20 protein-coding genes and 2 tRNA genes are annotated in these 25540 nt (G+C 54.0%); 18 read left to right on the forward strand and 4 right to left on the reverse strand.

Translation table 11 applies throughout. From position 1 onward, the window contains the following. Position 1 precedes the first annotated feature (1 nt). Positions 2-1837 carry a hypothetical protein gene (locus JRC49_13065; protein ID QTE70714.1) on the forward strand — a complete coding sequence of 612 codons (1836 nt, stop codon included), beginning with the start codon at positions 2-4 and terminating at the stop codon, positions 1835-1837. A 240-nt stretch (positions 1838-2077) separates the two neighbouring features. Here JRC49_13065 and JRC49_13070 read toward each other — a convergent pair. Then, a tRNA-Ser gene (locus JRC49_13070) sits at positions 2078-2169 on the reverse strand. A gap of 10 nt (positions 2170-2179) precedes the next feature. Continuing rightward, positions 2180-2268 (reverse strand) — tRNA-Ser (locus tag JRC49_13075). A 111-nt stretch (positions 2269-2379) separates the two neighbouring features. On the opposite strand from JRC49_13075, the gene JRC49_13080 reads away from it, so the two are divergent. The 5 genes from JRC49_13080 (at position 2380) to JRC49_13100 (ending at position 8435) form a co-directional block, all read left to right on the forward strand. Then, positions 2380-3315 (forward strand): phosphatase PAP2 family protein, encoded by a 936-nt coding sequence (locus JRC49_13080; protein QTE70715.1) that lies wholly within the window; start codon positions 2380-2382, stop codon positions 3313-3315. A 73-nt stretch (positions 3316-3388) separates the two neighbouring features. After that, positions 3389-4285 (forward strand): RluA family pseudouridine synthase, encoded by an 897-nt coding sequence (locus JRC49_13085; GenBank protein QTE70716.1) that lies wholly within the window; start codon positions 3389-3391, stop codon positions 4283-4285. Between the two features lie 124 nt (positions 4286-4409). After that, positions 4410-6044 carry an acyl--CoA ligase gene (locus JRC49_13090; GenBank protein ID QTE70717.1) on the forward strand — a complete coding sequence of 545 codons (1635 nt, stop codon included), beginning with the start codon at positions 4410-4412 and terminating at the stop codon, positions 6042-6044. Positions 6045-6108: 64 nt separating this feature from the next. Then, positions 6109-7866 carry an indolepyruvate ferredoxin oxidoreductase subunit alpha gene (gene iorA / locus JRC49_13095; protein ID QTE70718.1) on the forward strand — a complete coding sequence of 586 codons (1758 nt, stop codon included), beginning with the start codon at positions 6109-6111 and terminating at the stop codon, positions 7864-7866. Further along, the gene (locus JRC49_13100) at positions 7863-8435 is read left to right on the forward strand and encodes an indolepyruvate oxidoreductase subunit beta (protein ID QTE70719.1); all 573 of its coding nucleotides are present in this window, start codon (positions 7863-7865) and stop codon (positions 8433-8435) included. The genes iorA and JRC49_13100 overlap by 4 nt, the downstream gene beginning before the upstream one ends. 65 nt (positions 8436-8500) lie before the next feature. On the opposite strand, the gene JRC49_13105 is transcribed toward JRC49_13100, so the two are convergent. Continuing rightward, positions 8501-9388, reverse strand: a complete 888-nt coding sequence (locus JRC49_13105; protein QTE70720.1) for a YegS/Rv2252/BmrU family lipid kinase — start codon at positions 9386-9388, stop codon at positions 8501-8503. A gap of 301 nt (positions 9389-9689) precedes the next feature. Here JRC49_13105 and JRC49_13110 point away from each other — a divergent pair, with 301 nt between their 5' ends. From JRC49_13110 to JRC49_13150, 9 genes are all read left to right on the forward strand, one after another. Next, complete coding sequence (locus tag JRC49_13110; GenBank protein QTE70721.1) at positions 9690-11423, forward strand: ABC transporter ATP-binding protein; 1734 nt, start codon at positions 9690-9692, stop codon at positions 11421-11423. A gap of 105 nt (positions 11424-11528) precedes the next feature. After that, positions 11529-13391: an ABC transporter ATP-binding protein gene (locus JRC49_13115; GenBank protein ID QTE72881.1), complete on the forward strand. Its 1863-nt coding sequence runs from the start codon at positions 11529-11531 to the stop codon at positions 13389-13391. A gap of 403 nt (positions 13392-13794) precedes the next feature. Continuing rightward, entirely contained in the window at positions 13795-14379 is a 585-nt protein-coding gene (locus JRC49_13120; GenBank protein QTE70722.1) for a xanthine phosphoribosyltransferase, read from the forward strand. 56 nt (positions 14380-14435) lie between these two features. Further along, the gene (locus JRC49_13125) at positions 14436-15641 is read left to right on the forward strand and encodes a BMP family ABC transporter substrate-binding protein (GenBank protein QTE70723.1); all 1206 of its coding nucleotides are present in this window, start codon (positions 14436-14438) and stop codon (positions 15639-15641) included. 141 nt (positions 15642-15782) lie between these two features. Further along, complete coding sequence (locus JRC49_13130; protein QTE72882.1) at positions 15783-17462, forward strand: ABC transporter ATP-binding protein; 1680 nt, start codon at positions 15783-15785, stop codon at positions 17460-17462. After that, entirely contained in the window at positions 17459-18592 is a 1134-nt protein-coding gene (locus JRC49_13135) for an ABC transporter permease (protein QTE70724.1), read from the forward strand. The genes JRC49_13130 and JRC49_13135 overlap by 4 nt, the downstream gene beginning before the upstream one ends. Continuing rightward, positions 18589-19542 carry an ABC transporter permease gene (locus tag JRC49_13140; protein ID QTE70725.1) on the forward strand — a complete coding sequence of 318 codons (954 nt, stop codon included), beginning with the start codon at positions 18589-18591 and terminating at the stop codon, positions 19540-19542. The genes JRC49_13135 and JRC49_13140 overlap by 4 nt, the downstream gene beginning before the upstream one ends. A gap of 149 nt (positions 19543-19691) precedes the next feature. After that, positions 19692-20549: a DegV family protein gene (locus tag JRC49_13145; protein ID QTE70726.1), complete on the forward strand. Its 858-nt coding sequence runs from the start codon at positions 19692-19694 to the stop codon at positions 20547-20549. Between the two features lie 3 nt (positions 20550-20552). Then, on the forward strand, positions 20553-20978 hold the full coding sequence (locus JRC49_13150) for a peptidoglycan-binding protein (protein ID QTE70727.1): 426 nt from the start codon (positions 20553-20555) through the stop codon (positions 20976-20978). A gap of 69 nt (positions 20979-21047) precedes the next feature. Here the strand turns inward: JRC49_13150 and JRC49_13155 are convergent, their stop codons facing one another. Continuing rightward, positions 21048-21947, reverse strand: coding sequence for an O-antigen ligase family protein (locus JRC49_13155; protein ID QTE70728.1), 900 nt, complete (start codon positions 21945-21947; stop codon positions 21048-21050). A 582-nt stretch (positions 21948-22529) separates the two neighbouring features. Here JRC49_13155 and JRC49_13160 point away from each other — a divergent pair. The 3 genes from JRC49_13160 to JRC49_13170 all read left to right on the forward strand — a co-directional run bounded on the left by JRC49_13160 (position 22530) and on the right by JRC49_13170 (position 25458). Beyond that, positions 22530-23618 carry an ABC transporter ATP-binding protein gene (locus tag JRC49_13160; protein QTE70729.1) on the forward strand — a complete coding sequence of 363 codons (1089 nt, stop codon included), beginning with the start codon at positions 22530-22532 and terminating at the stop codon, positions 23616-23618. Beyond that, the gene (locus JRC49_13165) at positions 23615-24508 is read left to right on the forward strand and encodes a sugar ABC transporter permease (GenBank protein QTE70730.1); all 894 of its coding nucleotides are present in this window, start codon (positions 23615-23617) and stop codon (positions 24506-24508) included. The genes JRC49_13160 and JRC49_13165 overlap by 4 nt, the downstream gene beginning before the upstream one ends. Before the next feature lie 98 nt (positions 24509-24606). Beyond that, a complete protein-coding gene (locus JRC49_13170) occupies positions 24607-25458 on the forward strand; it encodes a carbohydrate ABC transporter permease (GenBank protein ID QTE70731.1) in 852 nt (283 codons plus the stop codon). Positions 25459-25540: the final 82 nt, after the last annotated feature.

Consider the following 25540-nt stretch of genomic DNA (forward strand, 5'->3'; position numbering starts at 1 on the left):
TATGAGTAAGAAGATTATTGCGATGCTGACAGCGCTGGTCATGATACTCGGATGTACCGGCGCGCTGGCCGAGAATACGAAGCATGAGAGGGTTTATGTGGTCGCAGGCGCTGACGGCTCTGTGAAAAGCATTACCGACAGTATCCGCCTGGAGAACACGGACGGGCTGGATGAACTGACTGACCGTACTATGCTGACAGACATTCTGAACGTTGGCGGGAATGAAACCTTTACCCTGGAAGGCGAAACACTCGTCTGGAAAGCAAACGGAAAGAACGTGATCTATCAGGGAGCATCGGCTAAAGCCCCGGCTGTAGTGCCGGTTGTGACCCTGACGCTGGACGGGGAGGAGATCTCCGCGGCAGACCTGAAAGAAAAGACCGGGGAAGCTGTCCTGACCGTAACTTACCGGACAGAAGGGCAGGCACCCGCACTGGTGCTTTCCGCGCTGCTGCTTCCCGAAGAAGGCATTTCAGACCTGAAAACGGAAAACGCGGCCGTGCTTACGGAAGCGGAACGGTCCGTACTGGTAGGATGGGCTGTGCCGAACATGGATCCGTCCCTGCAGCTGCCGGTATCCTTTTCCGCAGTGTTCCATTCGGATCACGCGGATCTTGGCTGGATGATGACATTCTGCTCCTCCGATCCGCTGGAAGCTTCCTGCAGGGAATTGGACGCGCGGATCGACGGTATGGATCCTGAAGCGCTGCTGAAGGATGTCACAGCGCTACTGACAGCGCTGAAGGACGGTGCTGATTTGCCCGAGACCGAAGGAATGACGAAAGAAATCGTCGGTAAGATTAATGAACTGAATAAAGGATTGAAGGATCTGGATGCCAGCGCTTTACAACTGGCAGAAGGCGCGCAGCAGGTGGCGGAAGGCTCAGCTGCTCTGGACACAGGCCTTGCTGCGCTGAAAGGGAATAATGATACACTGAACAACGGAGCGGAACAACTCTTTGCAGCAATCCTGAACACGGCCAATGACCAGATCGCTGCTTCCGGCCTGGCTGACGCCGGCATCACGATACCGGTGCTGACCGCAGAGAATTATGCCGAAATCCTGGATGGTGTGATAGCGCAGCTTGATCCCGATACGCTGAAAGCCGCTGCCTCCGCTAAAATCGCGGAGGAAGTCCGGAAACAGGTCGCAGCCAAAGAAGACCAGATCAGGGCAGGCGTTCTGGAGGCCGTAAAAGGCAAGGTGCTGGAAGCCGTTCTGAAGGCTGCCGGGTTTGAGATGACTGCCGAACAGTATGCCGCCGCCCTGAAAGGCGGATTGGTGTCAAAGGAACAGGCCGCACAGGTAGACACCGCTGTGGAAGCTCAGATGAAAAGCGAAGCAATTCTGGCTCAGACCGAAGCGGCCGTACAGGAACAGATTGAAAAACTGGTGACTGAGAACACAGAGGCTTATCTGGCGAAGGACGAAACGATTACTGCGAAACTGGCACAGGCGGCAGCGGCCCGGGAGCAGCTCCTGGCTCTGAAAGAGAAGCTTGATCAGGTGAACACTTTTGTAACCGGTCTGAAAGATTATACGGACGGTGTGGCCCAGGCTTCTGACGCTGCAGTAACGCTTTCCGCCGGCGCAACGCTGGTATCAACCGGCGCGTCCACACTGCAGGAAACCGGAACAAAAACGCTGAAAGACAGCATTCTTACCGCCGAAAAGAGTGCGGCCGTGAATCTCCTTCCGCTCGTGGAAAAGAATCTGACTGGTGTTTTGAACGCCTGGAAGACGACAAAGGATCATCTGACAGATACCGGATATGACCTCAAACCGGAGGGTATGGATGAAGAGACGGTATATATTATTCGGACAGATTTGAAATAATAGATTGAAATTGGATCTGCGAGTCAACAAATCTATTCCCGGTTATAAATTTCGCTTGGAACAATAGGATGATATAGCGCGGTGCGAGCGGTTTGACAACACTAACGCCGCGCGATTTTGTTATTCAAGCGTAATAATTTGTACAATTTGGTCATTCTCTCTAAAGGGTACAGTAAAAGGTACAAGCCTGTTTTTTGGCATCAAAAAACCCCAGGAGCGTTGATTTTCCTGAGGTCTTATTGGCGGAGAAGCCGGGATTTGAACCCGGGCGACCCTCAACGGATCCTACTCCCTTAGCAGGGGAGCCCCTTCGGCCACTTGGGTACTTCTCCATGTCAAGGCTGGCGGAGCGAGAGGGATTCGAACCCCCGGTACCTTTCGGTATCACTGGTTTTCAAGACCAGCGCCTTCAACCGCTCGGCCATCGCTCCAGAGCTAACCAGCCCGATTATATTACCATGAGAGATGTGCCTCGTCAAGGGCTTTTTGTTGCGGTAAATAAGCAAATCAGATATAATATCCCGGATCGGAGTTGAGGCAACATGGGCAATGTTTTTTATTTTGACTGGGAAGTAGACCTGATTGAGTGGCTGCAGAAAACCATCGGATCTGCCGGGCAGGCGATAGCCAAAGCGGTTACGTTTATCGGCGGGGAAACCGTGATGCTTCTGGTGCTGCTGGTCGTTTTGTTTTGCTACAAAAAAGAATCGGGGAAACGCTGCGGCTTTACGATGGTAGCGGCCAGCATGTGGTTTCCGATGATCAAAAACATTGTGCTGCGGATCAGGCCGTACATGGCGCATCCTGAAAGCATTGAAGCCTTGACGGTTGTCCAGGAGGACGCGGATCCCCTGGATATTATCCAGCAGGGATATTCATTTCCCAGCGGCCACAGCGCGAATGCGGTGGCAATGTATGGAAGTATTGCCCGGGAAATCCGGAAAAAGTGGATGTGGTGGCTGGCGGTGATTGTGCCGCTGCTGATCGGCGTGAGCCGTTTTGTTGTTGGAGTGCATTATCCCACGGACGTGCTGGCCGGATGGCTGGTGGGCCTGGCAGCACTTGGATTCAGCATGCTGCTGGAAAAGAAAGTGAAGAAGGAATGGGTTCGCAGCCTGATCCTGCTGGCGGTGACCGTGCCCGGAATCTTCTGGTGTACAAGCCGGGATTATTTCACTTCCCTGGGACTGCTGATCGGCATGATAACGGTTTTCCCCTATGAAAAGAAGTATATCAACTTCCAGGATACGAAGAATGTATGGGCGATGATCCTGCGGGTGGCCGGTGCCTTTGCGGTATACGCGGTGATGAACACTGTGCTGAAGCTGCCTTTTGACAAGGAATGGCTGAACAGCGGAACGCTGGGAGCAAACCTGATCCGTTCCGCGCGGTATGCCATTATGCTGTTTGTGCTTCTCGGAGTGTATCCGAGAGTATTTCCGGCCTACGAAGAAATCGGAAGGAAAAACAATTCATAATTCATAATTATGCTGTCCTCGAACAGTGCGGATTATTCAGTACGCATAGGGAAACAAAGTGAGGAGCGGGGGAATGGAGTACCGGGTCGGACCGGAAGAAACCGGAAGAAAGGTTCGCGATATCCTGAGGCGATCCATGGGTGTAAGCTATTCTGCGATGAAGAGCGCCAAATGGAACGGCCGGATCCGGATGAACGGAGAATCGGTTCGCGCGGACGCGAAAGTGGCGGAAGGCGATCTGGTCAGTATAGAATGGGAAGAGGATATTCCGGTTTATCAGCTGAATCCGTTTGAGCTGCCGCTGGAGATTCCCTATGAGGATGAACATTTGATGGTTGTGGCGAAACCAGGAGGGATTGCCAGCCAGAGCAGCCGGAACCATCCGGATGATTCGCTTGAAAACGCAGTATATTCCTATTTCGGATGCCCGGAAAACTTTGTATACCGCCCGGTAAACAGGCTGGACAAAGGAACGGGCGGGCTGATGGTGGTTGCCAAGACACCGCATACGCAGCATCTCCTGCAGCGGGAACTGCATACGCCGGCATTCAGGAGACGCTATCTGGCGTTGACAGACGGAATGCCGGCTGAAAAGGAAGGCATTCTGGATTTCCCGATTGACAAGGTGCCGGGTGCGACCATCAAGCGGATGATCAGTCCTGACGGGAAACCCTCCAGGACCCGATACAGGGTGCTGAAGGAACAGGGCAAAGGTGCGCTGATCCTGCTGGAACTGGAAACAGGCAGAACACATCAGATCCGGGTGCACCTGAGCTATATCGGATGCCCGGTGAGGGGCGATTTCCTTTACGGGCAGGAGCAGCCAGCAGAGTTTCCGGGCTGCTTTGCCCTGCACAGCGCCATGGTGGAACTGCGGCACCCGATTACAGGAGAGATCATCCGCCTGACCAGTCTTCCGGAATGGGCAGACGGGATGGAACCTTCTGTTCTTTTCATGGACTTTAATTGACATTTCATAATTCATAATTCATAATTCACAATTACAGGATTCTCATTCTCATGAATATGGCGGACGCCCGTTTTTTGAGGATGAGATTTCAGTATGTGCAAAAAGACAAGGGGATTTAACACTTATGACCATTATTGAATTGTTGGAAAGAAATGCCAGAGAATGGCCTGACGATACCGCACTGGTTGAGATTAACCCCGATCAGCCTGAAACCAGACGGGTTACCTGGCACGATTTTGAACTGGTGGAACCCAGCGCAAAACAGAAGCACTACCGCCGGGAAATTACCTGGGCGGTTTTTGATGAAAAGGCCAACCGGGTGGCCAATATGCTCCGGAGCCACGGCATCGGCAAGGGCAAGAAGGTTGCCATCCTGATGATGAACTGCATTGACTGGCTTCCGATCTACTTCGGTATCCTGAAGACCGGCGCGGTGGTGGTTCCCATGAACTTCCGCTATGCATCCAATGAAATTGAGTACTGCCTGAACCTGTCCGAAAGCAATATGCTCATTTTCGGACCGGAATTCATCGGCCGTATTGAAGAAATAGCAGACAAGATTCCCCATGTGGCACTGGTGTTTGAAGGCCCCGGCTGTCCGAGCTTTGCGGATGACCTGATGGAGCTGATCAACGAGAGCAGCTCCAGCTTCCCGAAGTGCGACCTGACAGAGGATGACGACGCTGCGATTTACTTCTCTTCCGGCACCACCGGCTTTCCGAAGGCAATCCTGCATAAGCATCGCAGCCTGATCCATTCCGCACGGGTGGAGCAGGCCCATCACGGCCAGACGAAGGATGACTGCTTCCTTTGCATTCCGCCGCTGTATCACACCGGCGCGAAGATGCACTGGTTCGGCAGCCTGATCTCCGGCGGCAAAGCCGTGATCCTGAAGGGTACCCGCCCCCAGACAATCCTGGAGGCAGTCAGCAGCGAACAGTGCACAATTGTGTGGCTGCTGGTTCCGTGGGCACAGGACGTGCTGACGGCGCTGGACAGCGGAGAACTGAAACTGTCCGACTATAAACTGGATCAGTGGCGGCTGATGCACATCGGCGCACAGCCGGTGCCCCAGAGCCTGATCCACCGCTGGCTGGAATATTTCCCGAACCATCAGTATGACACCAACTACGGCCTGAGCGAGTCCATCGGCCCCGGTGCGGTACACCTGGGCATTGAGAACGTCCGCAAGGTCGGTGCAATCGGCATTCCCGGATACGGATGGGAGACGAAGATTATCCGTCCGGACGGCGCGGAAGTGGCACCGGGTGAAGTCGGTGAACTGTGCCTGAAAGGACCTGGCGTAATGGTCTGCTACTACAACAACCCCCAGGCAACAGCCGAAACCCTGAAGGATGGCTGGCTGCTGACGGGCGATATGGCACGGCAGGATGAAGAAGGCTTCATCTACCTGGTGGATCGGAAGAAGGATGTGGTTATCACCGGCGGTGAAAACCTGTATCCTGTTGAAATTGAGAACTTTATGGCGGCCTATCCGCCGATCAAGGACGTGGCCGTGATCGGTCTCCCGGACGCACGCCTGGGCGAAATTGCCGCGGCGATTGTGGAACTGGTACCGGGCAGTACCGCCACAGTGGAAGATATCCAGGAGTTCTGCCTGGGCATGCCGCGGTATAAGCGGCCGAGGAAGATCATCCTGGCTCCCGTGCCGCGGAACGCGACAGGGAAGATTGAAAAGCCCAAGCTTCGCCGGATGTACGGCGGAGAAGGGCTGGTTGATTCTCAGAACCGCAGTTAAGCGATTCTGGGAATCAACAATGAAGAATGAAAAATGAAGAATTAATGGTTGAGGATGGCATGTCATGAAGAAACTGTTAATTGGTAATGAAGCAGTGGCCTGGGGCCTTTACAACGGCGGAATCGGCCTGGTGAGCAGTTATCCGGGTACTCCGAGTACGGAGATCACGGAATTCCTTGCCAAGCATGATGATATCCACAGCGAGTGGGCACCGAATGAGAAAGTGGCTATGGAAGCGGCTTTCGGTGCGAGCCTGGCGGGGATGCGGAGTGTCTGCGCCATGAAGCACGTGGGACTGAACGTGGCGGCGGACCCGCTGTTCACGCTGAGCTATACAGGCGTGACCGGCGGTATGGTGGTGTGCGTGGCGGACGATCCGGCGATGCATTCCAGCCAGAACGAGCAGGATTCCCGGCATTATGCCATTGCGGCGAAGGTGCCGATGCTGGAGCCTTCCGATTCCGCGGAAGCTTATGCATTTGCCCGTTCCGCTTTTGAACTGAGCGAAAAATATGACACGCCGGTACTGCTCCGGATGTGCACGCGCATCGCTCACAGCCAGTGCGTGGTAGACATCGGCGAGCGGGAAGAAGTGCCGCTGAAGGAATATGTGAAGCAGCCTTCCAAGTATATTATGATGCCCGGTTATGCCAAACAGCGCCATCCCATTGTGGAAGAACGGACAGAGAAGCTGAAGGCGCTGGCGGAAGACTGCATGTATAACAAGGTCGAGCTGGCGGACAACCGCGAGATCGGCATTATCACTTCCGGCTGCAGCTATCTGTATGTGAAGGAAGTCTTCGGTGACGACGTGAGCGTGCTGAAGATCGGCATGCCCAATCCGCTGCCGGAGAAGATGATCCGGGACTTTGCGGCACAGGTGAAGAAGCTTTATGTGATTGAAGAGCTGGATCCGGTGATCGAAAACCATGTGAAGGCGCTGGGCATTGCCGTAACCGGCAAGAGCCTGTTCTCCGCCATCGGCGAGTTCAGCCAGAAGACGATCCGCGAAGCTTTCCTGAAGGAGGGCTATGCGGTAAAGGATATTCCGGAAGCCCAGGGAGATGCTCCCGCAGTTCCCGGCCGCCCGCCGATGATGTGCTCCGGCTGCCCGCACCGCGGTATGTATTACACACTGGTGAAGAACCATATCACCGTACTGGGTGATATCGGCTGCTATACGCTGGGCGCGGTTGCACCGCTGAACGCGCTGGATTCCACCCTGTGCATGGGTGCCAGCATTTCCGGTATTCATGGATTCAATGCAGCCCGCGGCAAGGAAACGGAGAAAAAGACTGTGGCCGTGATCGGCGACAGCACCTTCATGCACAGCGGTATGACCGGACTGGTTAACATTGCCTACAACGCAACCAACTCCACGGTGATTATCCTGGATAACTCCATCACCGGCATGACCGGCCACCAGCAGAACCCCACGACCGGATACAACATCAAAGGCGATCCGGCGGCAAAGGTGAACCTGGAAGCCCTGTGTAAAGCGCTGGGCATCAACCGGGTGCGGGTCGTGGATCCCTATGACCTGAAGGCCTGCGAAGAAGCGGTGCTGGAAGAGCTGGCTGTTGAGGAGCCGAGCGTCATCATTTCCCGCCGGCCCTGCGTGTTGCTGAAATATGTGAAGCCGAAAACACCGCTGCAGGTGGATACGGATAAGTGCCGGGGCTGCAAAAAGTGCATGAAGATGGGCTGCCCGTCCATCAGCTTCAAGGAAGGCAAAGCCCGGATTGACAAGACACTTTGTGTAGGCTGCGGCGTGTGCGAACAGCTGTGTGCCTTCGGCGCGATCGGAGGTAAAAACGAATGAAAACAACGAGCGTAATGATCGTCGGCGTCGGCGGACAGGGAAGCCTGCTGGCCTCCAGACTGCTGGGTACCCTGCTGACGGATGAAGGCTATGACGTGAAGGTCAGCGAAGTGCACGGCATGAGCCAGCGCGGCGGCAGCGTCGTGACCTATGTGCGATTCGGAGAGAAAGTATACAGCCCCATCGTGACCGAGGGCGAGTGCGACTATATCATCAGCTTCGAAAAACTGGAAGCTGCCCGTTACGCGGGATGCCTGCGCAAGGGCGGCAAGATTATCGTAAACACCCAGGAAATTGATCCGATGCCGGTGATTACCGGCGCCGCGGAATATCCGGCAGGCGTGCTGGAAGAACTGAAGGCAAAGGGATTTGATATTGATGACTTTGATGCGCTGACACCCGCGGTGGAAGCGGGAAGCTCCAAGGCAGTCAATATTGTGCTGATGGGACACTTCGCGAAGTGTACTGAGATCCCGAAGGAAAAGTGGCTGGCGGCCCTGGAAAAGGTCATCAATCCGAAGTTCCTTGAAATGAATAAGGCTGCTTTTGACCGCGGCTATGAAGCATAAGACGATATGAAAAACCGGCGAAGCTGAATGAAAGCTTCGCCGGTTTTTACGTTGAAAGTATGAAGTTACCTGCACAGCAGGGTGACGGCATTGTGGATGTTGCGGACTTCAACCGCGGGCGTTCCCTCTGCTTCCTCACCATCCAGGGTCCACTTGACATCGGATGAACCGGAGAAAGTGAACACTGAAGCCCGAAGGAAAAGCAGGGAAGGATCATCGTAATGACGCGTACGCAGGGCTGTGATGATCCGGTTCAGGGCAATCAGGTCCTGGGGGAAGGGAATGAGCAGTGCCTCGAAAAGACCGTCGCTCATATGGACCTCGGTATCGTCCAGCTTCAGGACGCCGCCCAGGGAAGTGGAATTGCACACGGCACCGAAGATGTAGTCATCCTCATATTCCCGGCCGTCAGCGCTGATCTTCATGTGAATGGGATGGATATCCGCCAGGGAACGAATCCCTTCCAGGATATAGGCGGCGTGGCCGATCACGTTTTTCACATTCTGGGGTGTGGACCAGGCGACGCTGGTGAAAGCACCGAAGGAGGCTGTATAGCTGAAATAGCGGTCGGCACCGAAGAGACCTATATCCAGGGGACGAGGCTGGCCGAAAATAATGGAATCGCAGGCGGGAAGCGGCTCCAGGGGCAGATCGAGGCCGTTGGCAAAGTCGTTGGTGCTGCCGCAGGGGATGTATCCCAGCGGAGTCTTATATCCGCCCTGAAGCAGGCCGGTGATGACCTCATTCAGGGTGCCGTCGCCGCCGCAGGCAACAACCAGATCAGTTTCTCCGCCATGAAGGCGGGCAAAGTCTGTGGCATCGCCGCGCTTCTCCGTGACATAAACAGAGCAAAGCCAGTCTGCCCGGTTGAACAGGGAGATCATTTCCGGCAGGAAACGACGCGCCTGACGCATGCCGGCGTTGGGGTTGATGATAAGGTGAAGGGATTTCATAGAATCCTCCAATGTATAATGCATAATGCAAAATGCATAATGAAATAGTCTGTGGCTACAGGGAGATTATAGAATAAGAACGGGAGAAAGACAATAAAGATAGGTAGGAGGTAGGAAGTAGGAGGGAGGAGATGCCGCCTGATGGCGGAGTGTATAGTGAAGAGTGAAGAGTGTACAGTTGCCCTGCGGGCAGTGAAGAGTTGTTGTCAAGGCGCAAGAATCATTCTGCCTTGACAACCGGGCGGGATAAGACTAAATTGGTTTCGACATATATTTGTACGTACCGGAAGGAGATGTCCTTTTGAGAAACTGGATGAAATATATCAAGCCGTACAAGGCCTGGTTTATTCTCGGTCCGCTGTGCATGATCGTGGAAGTCATCGGTGAAGTGCTGATGCCCATGCTTCTGGCACGCGTGATTAACGCCGGGAATATGGGAACGCTGACGGTCGGGTCCAGCATCGGGACGGCAGGACTGATGATCCTGATCGCTGTTTTCATGATGGCTGGCGGCATCGGCGGATGTTATTTCAGTTCCAAAGCCAGTATTGCTTTTGCCGGCGATATCCGCAACGATCTGTACAGCAAGATCCAGAGATTCTCTTTTGGCAATATTGACCGGTTTTCCACCGGTTCCCTTGTGACGCGGGTGACCAATGACGTGACGCAGATGCAGAACTTTGTGGCAATGCTGATGCGGATGGCGCTGCGGGCCCCCGGCATGATGATCGGCGGCCTGATCATGGCGATCCGCCTGCGGCCTGACCTGGCGACGATCTTCTGGGTCAGTATTCCAGCGCTGCTTCTGTTTGTGGGCGGAAACATCCTGACCGCTTTCCCGCGCTTCAAGGAAGTGCAAGCCAAAGTGGACGGACTGAACTCCACCGTGCAGGAAAACATCACCAATGTGCGGGTGGTGAAATCCTTTGTACGGGAAGAAGATGAAATCAAGAAATTCGGCAAAGCCAACAGCGACCTGAAAAATGCGGCGATGCGCGCCATGCGGATTGTGATCCAGATGCAGCCGGTCACGACACTGATGATGTATATCACGGTGATCGGGGTAGCCTGGCAGGGCCACGCGCTTGTGCTGAACGGCGAGATGGCCGTTGGCGATCTGTCCGCGTTTGTCAACTATGTGATTCAGATCCTGTCCTCCCTGATCATGGTCACCTTCCTGTTCATGATGTCTTCCCGTGCTATGGCGAGCGCCAAGCGCATCCGTGAAGTGCTGGAAGAGGAACCGGACCTGAACGATAATGACGCGAGACGGAAAGAACTGACCGTGAAGGAAGGCCGCGTCGAATTCCGCCATGTATCCTTCCGGTACTACAAGCACAGCGAAGACAGCGTGCTGGAAGATATCAACCTGAAGATTGAACCCGGCACCATTGTGGGCATCATCGGGTCCACCGGCTGCGGAAAGAGCACACTGGTCTCCATGATCCCGCGGCTGTATGATCCGGATGAGGGTGAAATCCTGGTGGACGGCGTGAACGTAAAAGACTACAGCCTGTACAACCTGCGTGAGGGCGTGGGCATGGTGCTGCAGAAGAACGTGCTGTTCTCCGGCACCGTGGCGGAAAACCTGCGCTGGGGCGATGAAAATGCCACGGACGAGGAGATGATTGCCGCTGCGAAGTCCTCCCAGGCGGATAAGTTTGTCTCTTCTTTTGCAGACGGATATGAAAGCAACCTGGACAAGGGCGGCAACAACCTGTCCGGCGGCCAGAAGCAGCGGCTCTGTATTGCCCGGGCACTGCTGAAGAAACCGAAGATCCTGATCCTTGACGACTCCACATCCGCCGTGGACACGGCGACAGAGGCGCAGATCCGTAATGCCTTCTCCAATGAACTGGCTGGAAGCACAAAGATCATCATCGCGCAGCGGATTGCCTCCGTGATGGACGCGGATCAGATTATCGTAATGAATGAAGGCCGGATCACCGGTGTGGGCACTCATGATGAACTGCTGGCCTCCAATACGGAATACCGTGAGATTGCCGAGTCCCAGCTCGGAAAGAAGGGGGCGTAAGGCATGGCAAGGTCACTTGAAAGACTGAGAAAGCAATACGCGTCCAAACCCGGGGATATGAGAAAAATGGGAGGAGGTCCCCGCGGAGGCCCGCCCGGCCGCGGCATGACAGGCAAACCCAAGAATGCGGGACAGACCATCAGAAGGCTGCTGGGCTACGTGGGCAAGTACTGGTACAAGCTGGTGCTGGTGCTGCTGTGCATGCTGGTTACCACGGTGACGAGCCTGTGCGGCGGTTACCTGATGGCGCCGATTGTCGACCACCTGGCACTGGCAGTGAATCCGGATACAGTGATTACCATGAGCCCGATTGAGAAAATCGCGGACGGGATTCTGTCGAAGATCACCGCAGGTGAAATGGTGCAGAACTGGATCGCTTCCGGTACGATCCAGGCTGTGTCCGCCTATGTGGCGGTTGCGCTGATTGTATTGGCCATCATCTACCTGGTGGGCGTGTGCACCACCTATCTGCAGGCGCGGCTGATGATGTCTGTTTCCCTGAAGGTGATCGAGACGATCCGGAATGATCTGTTCCGGAAGATGCAGAGCCTGCCGGTACGCTATTATGACGGGCATCCGACGGGTGAACTGATGAGCCGATACACCAACGATATCGACAACATCGATACAATGATCAACAACTCCCTGGTGGGCCTGGTATCCGGTCTGATTACCCTGATCGGTACATTCATCTTTATGATCACCACCAGTTGGATCCTGACGCTGATCACGATCCTGTTCATCCCGGTGTTCCTGTTCGGCGGAATGACCATCGCGAAGAAGAGCGCCAAGTACTATGCCTGGCAGCAGGCGGCGCTGGGCGCGGTGAACGGCTATATCGAAGAGACTGTAACCGGTGCGAAGGTTATCAAGGTCTTCAACCACGAGAGCGAGTGCGAGGAAGAGTTCAGCCTGCTGAACGGCGACTTGAAGGATAAACAGTTCGGCGCCCAGTTCTGGGGCGGCATCATGTGGCCGGTGATGGGCAACGTGGGTCAGGTGACCTATGCGGTGACCATCGGTGTGGGCGGCATCCTGATGTGCACAGGCGGATTCACTCCCGGCGCACTGACAGTCTTTGCCGGATACAGCCGGCAGTTCTCCATGCCGATTAACCAGATGTCCCAGCAGGCGACCACCATCCTGGCGGCACTGGCCGGAGCGGAACGCGTTTTCGCGGTGATGGATGCGGAACCGGAAGTTCCGGACAGGGAAGGAGTCGAAGAGACTGAAATCCGCGGTGACGTGGTGGTTGAGCATGTAACCTTCGGCTATGTGCCGGATAAGATCGTGCTGAAAGACATCTCACTGTATGCCCATCCCGGTCAGAAGATTGCTTTTGTCGGTTCCACCGGCGCGGGCAAGACCACGGTGACGAATCTGCTGAACCGCTTCTATGATATAGAAGAGGGAATCATCACCATTGACGGGAAGGATATCAAGGATTATCCGAGGGAATGGCTGCGGAAGAACATTGCCATGGTCCTGCAGGATACCCATCTGTTTACCGGTACGGTAAGAGAGAATATCCGCTACGGCCGGCTGGATGCCACAGATGAGGAAGTGGAGGCGGCAGCCAAGCTGGCCAGTGCCCACAGCTTTATCATGCGGCTGGAGCACGGCTATGACACGATGCTGGAAGGCGACGGTGCCAACCTGAGCCAGGGCCAGCGCCAGCTGCTGAATATCGCGCGGGCAGCTGTGAGCAAGGCACCGATCCTGGTGCTGGACGAAGCAACCAGCAGTGTTGACACCCGTACGGAGCGCCATATTGAACATGGTATGGACCGGCTGATGAAGAACCGGACAACCTTTGTGATTGCCCACCGGCTGAGTACAGTCCGGAACGCGAATGCCATCATGGTACTGGAGAAAGGCGAAATCATCGAACGCGGAACGCATGACGATCTGCTGGAGATGAAGGGAAGGTACTATGAGCTGTACACGGGGAAGAAAGAGCTTGATTGATTTCCCAGGGGGGGAAAAAAATCAATCAAGTAATGAATAATTTGCGATCGCTGTATTCCATTTCTTCGTCGCCTACAGCTCGCAGAAATGGACGGCTGTAGCATGGCAGTTGTTACTCAAATCAAGATTTGGACAACTGCTCAATAACTTAAAACTTAAAAATGATGGAGAACACAGCTTCCGATTTTCGGAAGCTGTGTTTTTGATTTGAAATAAATGGATGGGGGACAAAGTTTTGCTGATAAATGTATACAATGCTGGGGAAGTGAGGTGATATAAGGGTTCCTTCGGATTTTGGATGGATTGTAACACTTTTGGCATATAATCTTCATTGAATTATGCGGTTAAATGGCGTATAATTTTGCCTATCCCAAGAGGGAATGTTCGTGTTTTTGGAGGCACCATGGAAGCACTGCGCCGGATGATCCTGGAAAAAGGCAAGGGAATCGGGAACGATATCGTCAAAGTGGATATGTTCCTGAATCATCGGATCGATACGGCCCTGCTGTTCCAGATGGGCGAAGCATGGGCGGACGAATTCAGGAATGAAAAACCGGAAATTGTGCTGACTGTGGAAGCAAGCGGCATTGCCATGGCTGTGGCCGCAGCCCACGCACTGGGCGATATCCCGGTGGTGTTTGCCAAGAAGAGCGCGACCGCGGTGCAGAATGACGAGACGGTCCAGGCACCTGTTTATTCTTTCACCCATAAGAAACAGAACATTATCCGCATTGAAAAACAATACCTGCCGGAAGGTACAAGAGTACTGATCATCGACGATTTCCTGGCGGACGGGCAGGCGGTACACGGCCTGATGAGCCTGTGCGAACAGCAGAAAGCTACAGTCGTCGGCGTGGGTATCGCTGTTGAAAAGGGGTTCCAGCCCGGTGGCAAAGCCCTGAGGGAGTCCGGCATTCATCTTAAGTCTTTGGCAGTTGTGGAAGGCATTGAGAACGGAAACATCGTTCTCCGGCCGGAGGACGACTGATCCAATAGAAAAAAACAAAACTCCGTAATCCAAAGAGTAAGAGGAGGAAAAACAACATGAAAAAGGTTCTTGCCCTGGTTCTGGCTCTGGCCCTGTGCCTGACCGCTTTTGCAGCTTTTGCTGACGGCGTTGCCAAGGAAGACATCAAACTGGGTGTCATCCTGCTGCACGACGAAGACTCCACCTATGACCTGAACTTCATCAACGGCGTGAAGGATGCCGCCGCTGCTCTGGGACTGTCTGATGACCAGGTGATCATCAAGCGCAACATTCCCGAATCCAATGACTGCTATGAAGCCGCTCTGGACCTGGCCGATGAAGGCTGCCAGATCGTTTTCGCCGACAGCTTCGGTCATGAGACCTTCATGCTGCAGGCTGCCAAGGATAAGCCCGAAGTGGACTTCTGCCACGCCACCGGCACCATGGCTCACACCGAGAAGCTGGCTAACTTCCACAATGCTTTCGCCGCGATCTATGAAGGCCGCTATCTGGCTGGCGTTGCCGCCGGTCTGAAGCTGAACGAGATCAAGGAAGCCGGCAAGCTGAAGGGCGAAGTTCCCATGATGGGTTACGTCGGTGCCTTCACCTATGCTGAAGTGGTTTCCGGCTACACCAGCTTCTACCTGGGCGCCAAGAGCGTTTGCCCCGATGTTATCATGAAGGTTCAGTTCACCGGTTCCTGGTACGATGAGAAGGAAGAAAAGGCTGCTGCCGAAGCCCTGATCGCTGCCGGCGCTGACCTGATCTCCCAGCACGCTGACTCCATGGGTGCTCCCACTGCCTGCGAGAACGCCGGTATCCCGGATGTTTCCTACAATGGCTCCACCGTGGAAAGCTGCCCCAACACCTTCATCGTGGCCAGCCGTATTGACTGGGCTCCCTACTTCCAGTACATCATCGGACAGAAGGTTGCCGGTGAAGCCATCGACACCGACTGGACCGGCACCATTGCTACCGGTTCTGTGAAGCTGACCGACGTGAACGAGCAGGCTGCTGCTGCCGGCACCGTTGAGAAGCTGGCTGAAGTGAAGGCTCAGTTCGAAGCCGGCACCCTGAAGGTGTTCGACACCGCTACCGAAGGCTTCATCACCAAGGACAAGGCTCCCCTGACCTCCTACCTGGCTGATGTTGATACCGATCCTGCCTACACTCCCGATACCGAAGTGGTTGCTGACGGCTACTTCCATGAATCCGAATTCCGCAGCGCTCCCTACTTCGATGTGAACATCGACGGTATCGAACTGCTGAACACCGCTTTCTGATGAAGAGAGCCCTGTGAAGTAAATATACGGACTGCCACTCATTTCCAGTGGCAGTCCGTATCCTTTTATGATAAGATAAAACGAGTACTATAGGACGCATTTTTCGGAGGACAGATCGTGGAGAAGCAGCTTGCGCTTCAAATGCGCGGAATTACCAAAAGGTTCGGCCCGGTGGTGGCGAACAACCATGTGGACCTGGACGTTTACAGGGGAGAAATCCTGGCTGTTCTGGGAGAGAATGGCTGCGGCAAGACTACCCTGATGAATATGATTGCCGGTATCTATTTCCCGGATGAAGGCCAGATCCTGATCGACGGGAAAGAAGTCGTGATCCGCTCTCCAAAGGATGCGTTTGAGCATAAGATTGGTATGATTCACCAGCATTTCAAACTGGTGGATCTGTTTACGGCTGCCGAGAATGTGGTGCTCGGTACAGAGTCGAAGGAAAAGTATAATCTGAAGGCCGTTAATGCCCAGGTGGCCCAGATTGCGGAACGCTACGGCTTCCGGCTGGATCCGGCCAAGAAGATTTATGACATGTCTGTTTCCGAGAAGCAGACAGTGGAAATCATCAAAGTGCTGTACCGCGGCGCGGATATCCTGATCCTGGATGAGCCGACCGCCGTACTGACGCCCCAGGAAATCACCCGGCTGTTTGACGTGCTGCGCCGGATGAAGGAAGACGGCAAGAGCATCATTATCATTACCCACAAACTGAATGAAGTAATGGAAGTCAGCGACAGAGTGGCCATCCTGCGCCGGGGTGAGCATGTTGCCACCGTCAATACGGCGGAGACCTCTGAAGCAGAACTGACAGAGATGATGGTCGGTAAGAAGATCGACCTGAATATTCACCGTTCCACGCCGGTAAATGCGATTCCGCGCCTGGTGGTGGAGGACCTGAACCTGTACAACGCAGAAGGCATCCATGTGCTGAAGGATATTTCCTTTACCGCCAATGGCGGGGAAATCCTGGGCATTGCCGGCATCGCCGGCAGCGGGCAGAAGGAATTGCTGGAATCCATTTCCGGCCTGCAGCCAGTTGAAAGCGGAAAGATCACTTTCTATAACCCGAAAAAAGACCGGCCTGTCAGTTTCTTCCACAAGAGCATGAAACAAGTCAGGGCGCTGGCCGAAAAAGGCGCGTTTCATGACCGGAACCTGAATGACGTTACTTTCCATGGCATGAGCAACAAGGCCGTCCGGAAGTGGGTACAGAACGGGGACGTGCTGTTCCGTGAGGATGAAGTCATGAACCTGCGGGACAAGACGCCGCTGGAGATCCGTCAGCTGGGCGTTCACCTGAGCTTTGTGCCGGAAGACCGGCTGGGCATGGGCCTGGTCGGCAGCATGGATATTACAGATAACATGATGCTGCGCAGTTACCGGAAGGGCAAGCTGGGCTTCCTGAACCGGAAAAAGCCGAAGGCGCAGGCTGAAGAGATTATCCGGGAGCTGGAAGTTTCCACACCCGGCGTTTCCACACCGGTGCGCCGTTTGTCCGGCGGTAATGTCCAGAAGGTACTGGTAGGCCGGGAAATTGCCTACACCCCCAAAGTGCTGATGGCTGCCTATCCCGTGCGCGGACTGGATATCAACTCCAGCTATACGATTTACAACCTGCTGAACCGGCAGAAGGAAAACGGAGTAGCTGTGATCTACGTCGGTGAGGACCTGGACGTGCTGCTGGAGCTGTGCGACCGGATTATGGTCATCAACGGCGGCGCAATTACAGGTATTGTCGATGCCAGAACAACCACGAAAGAAGAAATCGGTCTGCTGATGACCAAAACGGATGAGCGGAAGGAGGAGGACGCGTGAGCACAGTCAAGAAAAATGAAGTCCGTGAACCGCTGATCCACCTCAGTAAACGGACTTCCGTCAATCCGGTGAGGGCGTGGGCGATCCGCATCGCGGCTATCGCGCTGGGCCTGATTGTCTGCGGACTGGTGGCTTTCCTGCTGATTGAAAAGCTGAATGCACACCCGGAGAAGATCGGCGATTTCTATGCCGCATTTATCAAAGGATCTTTTTCAACCAGCCGTAAACTATGGAAATTCCTGAAAAATATCGCAATCCTGCTTTGTGTTTCCCTGGCGCTGACTCCGGCTTTCCGGATGCGCTTCTGGAACATCGGCGGAGAAGGACAGACGCTGGTCGGCGTACTGGGCGCGATCGCGGTGGACTTCTACCTGGGCGGTAAGATCCCGGAGTGGCTGCTGCTGATCCTGATGTTTATTGCGGCACTGCTGACCGGTGCGGTATGGGGTGTGATTCCGGCGCTGTTCAGGGCGAAGTGGGGAACGAATGAGACCCTGTTTACCCTGATGATGAACTATGTGGCAACATTCCTGGTGAGCTATTTCCTGGTGGTCTGGGTGCCGAGCGGATCTTCTTCCCTGGGCAAGCTGAAATACGGCAAGCTGCCTTCCATCGGCAATGATTACCTGCTGATTATCCTGGTTGTGGTGGCGCTGGCCGTCGCACTGTATATCTACCTGAACTATACCAAGCACGGATATGAGATTAACGTAGTGGGTGAAAGCGTACGGACAGCCCAGTACGTCGGCATCAACGAAAAGAAGGTTATTATCCGGACCATGATCCTTTCCGGTGCACTGTGCGGACTGGCCGGATACCTGATTGCTGCCGGCCTGGACCAGACGGTGACAACGGAGTCCGCCGGAGGACAGGGATTCACCGGCATTATGGTTGCCTGGCTCGGCAAATTCAATCCGCTGGCGATGATCCTGACAGCCGGACTAATTCAGCTGCTGAATCAGGGTGCTGCCCAGATCAGCCAGGATTTCGACGTGTCCGGTGCTTTCCCGAACGTCATTGTCGGCATTATCCTGTTCTTTATTATCGGCAGTGAATTCTTTATCAACTATGAGATTCATTTCCGCGGACATCACAGCCACGCGGAAGCCGGAAAGGAGGCCGTCAAATGAATATCTGGCTGAACTTTCTGATTGACTCGCTGGCTTTTGGCGCGACATTTATGTACGGCTCCACGGGCGAAATCCTGACGGAGAAAGCCGGACACCTGAACCTGGGTATTCCCGGTATCATGTGCATGGGCGGCGCTGGCGGGTGCCTGATCCTGAACATGATCGGCAAGAGCGGCCTTCCGCCGTTCCTGATTGTGCTCCTGGGGATCCTGGGCTCCGTGCTCCTGTCCATGCTCTGCGGCCTGATCTATTCTTTCCTGACGGTAACGCTCCGGGCAAACCAGAATGTGACCGGCCTGGCTCTGACCACCTTTGGCGTAGGCCTGATGAAGGTGATCATGAGCAAACTGGACGCGACTGTATACCTGATCGGACCGAAAATGATGTATCGCTGGCCTTTCGCAGGCAGGCAGGATAGTCTGCAGTGCCTTGGCGTACTCTTTTTCCTGGCGATTATTATCGTACTGCTGAGCAGCTGGGTGCTGTTCCGTACCCGGGTCGGGCTGCAGCTACGTGCTGTGGGTGAAAACCCGGCGACTGCGGACGCGGTGGGCATTAACGTGACCCGTTATAAATACATGGCCACCTGCATAGGAAGCGGTATTGCCGGCCTGGGAGGATTCTACTACATTATCGACTATATGGTGTCCCAGGAAGCATATCTGAGCCTGGAAGCCTTTGGATGGCTGAGCATCGCGCTGGTTATCTTTGCGCTGTGGCGGCCGCATCTGACGATTATCGGATCCTTTGTGTTCGGGTTCCTGTTCTCTTGCTCCAGCTATATCACCAATATCAGCTGGATTCAGGTGACCATGGCCACCAAACCGCTGTTGAAGATGCTGCCGTATGTGGTAACCATTATTGTGCTGGTGATTTCCAGCATCCGGAACAAGCGGGAGAATCAACCGCCGGCTTCTCTTGGATTGAGTTATTTCCGCGAGGAAAGGTAAATATAATTCAGAATTCTGCGATCGCTGTTACCAAAATGCCATTGGCATTTTGACAGCTGGAGCATGGGAGTCATTAGCCGTGCTAAAGCACGGATGACTCCTCAACAATTAATACTTCATCCTGCTGCAGTAGGATACGGGGGAAATTTATGAAGATCAGAATGACCGCAGACAGCACATGCGACCTGACGCCGGACTGGATCCGGAAGTATCAGATCGGTGTTGCACCGCTGAGCGTAATCATTGACGGACAAGTATTCCATGACGGAGTGGACGTGACACCCCGGGATATCTTCCGTGCGACTGAAGCCGGTAAGTCTGTCCGTACGGCCGCAGTAAATACGTACGAGTACAAGGAATTCTTCAAAGAACAGCTGAAAAACTGCGATCAGCTGGTGCATATCTGCCTGAGCAGTGAGTTTTCCACGAGCTATGGCGACGCTGTGGAAGCCAGCAAGGAAGTCGGCAATGTGTTTGTGGTGGACAGCCGCAATCTTTCCACGGGCAGTGGACTGCTGGTGCTGGAGGGCATTAAAATGATCCAGGAGGGTGCGGACGACGGAGCAGCCATTGCTGAAGCGCTTCGCGCCAAGACCGGCCTGGTCTGCTCCAGCTTCGTGGTCAGGACAATCGACTACCTGCGGCGCGGAGGCCGCTGCAGCGGACTGGAGGCGCTGGGCGCAAAGATGCTGCATATCCGTCCTTCCATTGTGGTTGCGGATGGCAAAATGCATCCCGGCCAGAAGTACCGCGGACGGTATGAACATTACCTGAAGCATTACATCCGGGACGTACTGGAGAATGATCAGAATATCGACTTCAGCCGGGTCGTGGTGGTTCATTCTCCCAGCGAGGAAGGCCTGGTACGGTTTGCCATTGATACGGTGAAGAGCTACGGTCTGTTCCGGGAAGTGCTGGAGGCCATGGCAGGCTGCACGATTTGCACCCACTGCGGACCGGACACCCTTGGACTGATGTTCATGCGGAAAGAAGAAAAGGACAGCTGATTGATGAACAAGAATCCGAAGATGATTGCTGGAATTGCCGGGCTGGCAGTGATGCTGATCCTGGCTGTTGTCCTGGCAACTTATATGATTCCGACCATTGGTGAGGTCCGGCGGGAAATGAGCCTGACACCGACACCACTGCCGCCTGTGCCTGGTTCGGTACGTGCTGCGGGCTATGTGGAGCAGGACACTCCGGAACCGGCACTGGGGACAGGATCCAGGGGAGACAAGGTAACCAGGCTGCAGGAACGGCTGAAGGCCCTGGGATACTATGACGGCGAGATCGACGGCCAGTTCGGACAGGGGACACAGGAGGCTGTCATTGCGTTCCAGATGAAGAACGGGCTTGATGCTGACGGCTATGCAGGGGAAAAGACGCAAGCCTTGCTATACAGCGATGAAGCAGTCAGAAATGACAATGAAGAATGAAAAATGAAGATGAAGACCCGCTCCGGAAAACTCCGGAGCGGGTCTTAGTGTAGAGTGTAGAGTGAAAAGTTATGTTTTGGATTCTTTTGGTTCTGCGAATGAGAGAGCCAAAAGAATCCAAAACATAGGAGCAACAAGGCAAACAGGATAGGAAAAGATGCCCTGGATTGCATAGCACAAAACGGACGCGGAACAGGGGGTAAGAAGCGGAAGGCATCTGTCGTGCCTGCGGAATATGGACAGGAGCAGGAGCAGGACGAACAGGATCAGGGCAGGCAGCCCGTGATTGACCAGCTGGTTCAGATACTCACTATGAGGAGCATCAAAGACATTCGGCAGGGGATGCCCATCCTGTTCGGCGGGAATGATCAGATTGTTTTCTTGTATGAAGTGATTGAAGCGGGAAGCGAACGTGCCCGAACCGCCGCCGGTGAGAAGACTTTCCCCTGAAAGGAGCAGGCTGTAGTACCAGACAGCAATCCGGTCGCTGCCGAAGGAAAGACGTATCCGTCCGTGAAGGATTTCATGAAGTTCCCAGATGCCGCCGCCATACAATGGCCAGAACCAGACGACGAGCAGGACGGCGATAATCAGCAGGATGAATACCAGCAGGCGATACTTTTTCGGTATAAAGCGCAGCAAGGTAACCAGGAACAGGACGGCCAGGGAAATGACACCAAACTGGACATCCATGGTGATGATCAGATAGAGGGAGAGGAGAAAAGCAATAGAAAAAGGTAGGAGGTAGGAGGTAGGAGGTAGGATGTAGGAAGTTTGACGGGAGTTGTTGGATGTGTGGAATTTGGGAAGATTTGACAGCAGCCCATAGAGAAAGAGACCTGCGAGGAGCAGGAGATAGCCGGTGCCCATATCGATGTTGCCGATGGTGCCCTGAAACTCCGGATTCATCGCATAGCTTCTTCCGGGCGGGTATAGCCCCAAAGGATTTTCGCCGCTTCGCTGCAGCATAACAATGACAAAGAAAACGGCTACACCGGCGGCTGCGGAAAGCAGGACGGGTTTCAGATGTACGCGTGAAAAGAAAAAACAAATAAAAAGGGAAAAATAGCACAGCTGTGAAGCCAGCCCCTCATAATGTACGGGTTTTCCCCGCCACCAGACATCCGGATCATAGGAGCCGGTACAGAGCAGGCAGGTGATCAAGATCCAAAGGATGTGTAAAGAAGCGATGATGGCAGGGAAGACGTCACGAAACGACAGCTTCCGGCCGGGTTCTTTATTCAGGATACGGTCCCGGACCAGGTCAAAGAGAAAACAAGGCAGGGTTATGCCAGTCAGGATCAGCATGATGATCCATTTATTGTATGTGATATGGGCATAGGATCCGCCCAGCAGCGGAAACAGCCCAAGCCAGAGACAGGCGGAAAGGGTCATTCCATATCCGTATTTTGACTGTGCGGATCGCATACGGGACCATCCTTTCCGTTGTTTTTCCAGCCATGATATGGTAAAATCAAGCAAAGTAAGTATACATCATCCGAACCTTTCCGCACAAGAGCGCGGAGGGATTGTCGAAAGGAAGCGGATGCCATGAAAGTAGTGCTGGAAAACCTGACAAAGTGTTTCCCGTCCCGAAATAAGAAGGGGGCGGAGGTCATTGCTGTCAACAATTTCAATTTTGAAATCCCGGACGGTAAGCTGATCGGCCTGCTGGGCCCCAGCGGTTGCGGAAAAAGCACGACGCTGAACCTGATCAGCGGACTGGAGACGCCGACAAAGGGAAAGATATACTTCGGGGATGAAGACGTGACGAACCTTCCGCCGGAAGAGCGGGGCGTCGGTCTTGTATTCCAGAATTATGCCCTTTATCCGCATATGACGGTGGAGGAGAACATCATCTTTCCGCTGCAGAACCTGAAGGGCGCACAGAAGATGTCCAAGGAAGCCATGCACCAGAAGGCGGTGGAGACCGCGAAACTGGTGCAGCTGGATGGCCTTATGGAACGGAAACCGAAGGAGCTTTCCGGCGGCCAGCAGCAGCGCGTGGCCATTGCCCGGGCCCTGGTGAAAATCCCGAAGGTTCTGCTGCTGGATGAGCCGCTGAGCAACCTGGATGCCAGGTTGAGGCTGCAGACGCGGGAAGAACTCCGCCGGATTCAGCGGGAGACAGGGGTTACCACGATTTTCGTGACGCATGACCAGGAAGAAGCCATGAGCATCAGTGACCTGATCATCGTTATGAAGGACGGCGTGGTGCACCAGATCGGGAAGCCCCAGGATGTTTATGATGAGCCTGCGAACCTGTTTGTGGCCCAGTTCCTGGGGACGCCGCAGATTAATGTGTTCCATGGCGAGGTGAAAAACGAAAAGCTGTATATCGGTGAGGAAGACGTACTGGACGTGCCCGGACGGAAGGACATGCCTGTATGGGTCGGCATCCGGCCGGAAGGCTTTATCCCGGACGCGAATGAAGGGCGCATGACCTGCCAGATGGACCGGGTGGAAGTGATGGGACGGGACGTGAGCGTTGTTTCCACACATCCGCAGATGACAGGCAGGAGTATCCGTTCCATTGTCAGCGCCGAAAACAAATTCGATCCGGACCAGAAAACCGTGCGTTTCAACCTGAAACCGTATAAGGTTTTCCTGTTTGACAAGGAGAGCGAGGAACGGGTATGAAAAAGAACAACCTGAAGGCCTGGCTGTATCTGCTGCCGGCGATCCTTTTTCTGGGCGTGTTCATGGTCTATCCGCTGATCGACGTATGCTTCTATTCCGTTGAGGAAAACTACCAATCCATTGCACAAACCTATACCGGCATCGGACTGGGCAATTTCGGCCATGTGCTGAGCGATCCGTTCTTTATCCAGGCGCTGAAGAATACCCTGATCCTGGTGGCTATTACAGTGCCTGTGAGCACAGGAATCTCCCTGCTGATCGCCTTGGGCCTCAGCTCAATCAAAACGCTGAAAAAAGCTTTCCAGACCATTTACTTCCTGCCGTATGTGACCAATACGCTGGCTGTCGGCCTGGTGTTCATGATCCTGTTCGCACGGACGGAATACACGGATGGCCTGATCAACGCGCTGATCAGTTCGATGGGATATGACATGGTTGACTTCATTAACGGACCGTACTGGGCAAAGATGCTGGTGACCTGCCTGTATACGGTCTGGATTGTTATGCCTTTCAAGATCCTGATCCTGACAAGCGCGCTGGCAAGCGTCAACCAGGATTATTACAAAGCTGCCAAGGTGGACGGGGCAAGCAGCGGACGGATTTTCCGGAAGATTACCCTGCCCATGATCAGCCCGACTGTTTTCTATCTCGTCATTACCGGCTTTATCGGAGCCTTCAAGGCTTACAGCGACGAGGTCGCGCTGTTTGGCGTAAATCTGAATGAAGCAGGCATGAACACGATAGTCGGTTATGTCTATGACATGCTGTACAGCGATAAGGGAGGATATCCCGGCTACGCGGCGGCAGCGGCATTGATCCTGTTTGCTATTGTGTTTACGATTACCTACATTAACCTGAAGTTCAGCAGAAACAAGGTACAGTATATGTAAATCAATTCATAATTCACAATTCATAATTCATCATTATGAATGGAATCCTGACCATGAGCTGCGAAGATGAGTATACAGGTGTTTGGGGATGAAGAAATATGATTGAGAAAAAGAACGCAAGGGTATCACGGGGACTGATTTACCTGTTCCTGGTGATCTGGGCGGTTATCGTTCTGTTTCCCTTTTACTGGATGGTGCTGACCAGCGTCAAAAACACCGCATCCTACAACAATGAAAAAACCCCTGAGTTCATCACCATGGAACCGACAGGGGAGAACTACGTCAAAGCCTTTACTGAGGTCAGCCTCGGAAGGTATTTTGCGAATACTTTGATTTTCACTGTGGCGACTACGGGATTGATGATGCTGGTGATTGTGCCGGCGGCATTCGCATTCTCCAGACTGGAATTCAAGGGGAAAAACCTGCTGTTTGCTTTGTTCCTGAGCCTGATGATGATTCCTACGGAGCTGGTGATTATCACCAACTATGTGACGATCGTCAACTGGGGATTCCAGAAGGGCGACCTGACCTACCTTGGCCTGATCCTTCCTTCGGTAACCAGTGTGTTCTATATCTACCTGCTGAAGGAAAACTTTGAAGCCATTCCGGACGAACTGTACAATGCGGCAAAGGTGGACGGCACCAGCGACCTGAAGTACCTGCTTAAGGTGATGGTGCCCATCAGCCAGCCGACGATTGTGACCATAGCCATCCTGAAAGTAATTGAATGCTGGAACAGCTATGTATGGCCGAGACTGATTACCAAAGAATCAAAGTATTTCCTGGTATCAAACGGCATCCAGGCGATCCGGGAAAGCGGATTCGGCCGTCAGGATATTCCGGCGATGATGGCGGCTGTGGTGGTCGTCAGCGTCCCGCTGATTGTGCTTTTCCTGGTGTTCCGTGACAAGATTATGGCGGGAGTTTCCAGGGGAGGAACAAAGGGATAAGTTGAGGCAGGAGGTAGGAAGTAGGAAGTAGGAGGTACAGGCAGTGAAGAGAAAGAATGTAAAGCGGATCGCAGTTTGTGCG

The organism is Clostridiales bacterium FE2011 (assembly GCA_017569305.1).
Taxonomy (GTDB): domain Bacteria; phylum Bacillota; class Clostridia; order Christensenellales; family Aristaeellaceae; genus Aristaeella.

Bases quoted from the DNA above. Each gene is read 5' to 3' on its own strand.
- JRC49_13065 (QTE70714.1), top strand. From the start codon at position 2: ATGAGTAAGAAGATTATTGCGATGCTGACAGCGCTGGTCATGATACTC.
- JRC49_13080 (QTE70715.1), top strand. From the start codon at position 2,380: ATGGGCAATGTTTTTTATTTTGACTGGGAAGTAGACCTGATTGAGTGG.
- JRC49_13085 (QTE70716.1), top strand. From the start codon at position 3,389: ATGGAGTACCGGGTCGGACCGGAAGAAACCGGAAGAAAGGTTCGCGAT.
- JRC49_13090 (QTE70717.1), top strand. From the start codon at position 4,410: ATGACCATTATTGAATTGTTGGAAAGAAATGCCAGAGAATGGCCTGAC.
- iorA (QTE70718.1), top strand. From the start codon at position 6,109: ATGAAGAAACTGTTAATTGGTAATGAAGCAGTGGCCTGGGGCCTTTAC.
- JRC49_13100 (QTE70719.1), top strand. From the start codon at position 7,863: ATGAAAACAACGAGCGTAATGATCGTCGGCGTCGGCGGACAGGGAAGC.
- JRC49_13105 (QTE70720.1), bottom strand. From the start codon at position 9,388: ATGAAATCCCTTCACCTTATCATCAACCCCAACGCCGGCATGCGTCAG.
- JRC49_13115 (QTE72881.1), top strand. From the start codon at position 11,529: ATGACAGGCAAACCCAAGAATGCGGGACAGACCATCAGAAGGCTGCTG.
- JRC49_13120 (QTE70722.1), top strand. From the start codon at position 13,795: ATGGAAGCACTGCGCCGGATGATCCTGGAAAAAGGCAAGGGAATCGGG.
- JRC49_13125 (QTE70723.1), top strand. From the start codon at position 14,436: ATGAAAAAGGTTCTTGCCCTGGTTCTGGCTCTGGCCCTGTGCCTGACC.
- JRC49_13130 (QTE72882.1), top strand. From the start codon at position 15,783: ATGCGCGGAATTACCAAAAGGTTCGGCCCGGTGGTGGCGAACAACCAT.
- JRC49_13140 (QTE70725.1), top strand. From the start codon at position 18,589: ATGAATATCTGGCTGAACTTTCTGATTGACTCGCTGGCTTTTGGCGCG.
- JRC49_13145 (QTE70726.1), top strand. From the start codon at position 19,692: ATGAAGATCAGAATGACCGCAGACAGCACATGCGACCTGACGCCGGAC.
- JRC49_13150 (QTE70727.1), top strand. From the start codon at position 20,553: ATGAACAAGAATCCGAAGATGATTGCTGGAATTGCCGGGCTGGCAGTG.
- JRC49_13155 (QTE70728.1), bottom strand. From the start codon at position 21,947: ATGCTGCAGCGAAGCGGCGAAAATCCTTTGGGGCTATACCCGCCCGGA.
- JRC49_13160 (QTE70729.1), top strand. From the start codon at position 22,530: ATGAAAGTAGTGCTGGAAAACCTGACAAAGTGTTTCCCGTCCCGAAAT.
- JRC49_13165 (QTE70730.1), top strand. From the start codon at position 23,615: ATGAAAAAGAACAACCTGAAGGCCTGGCTGTATCTGCTGCCGGCGATC.
- JRC49_13170 (QTE70731.1), top strand. From the start codon at position 24,607: ATGATTGAGAAAAAGAACGCAAGGGTATCACGGGGACTGATTTACCTG.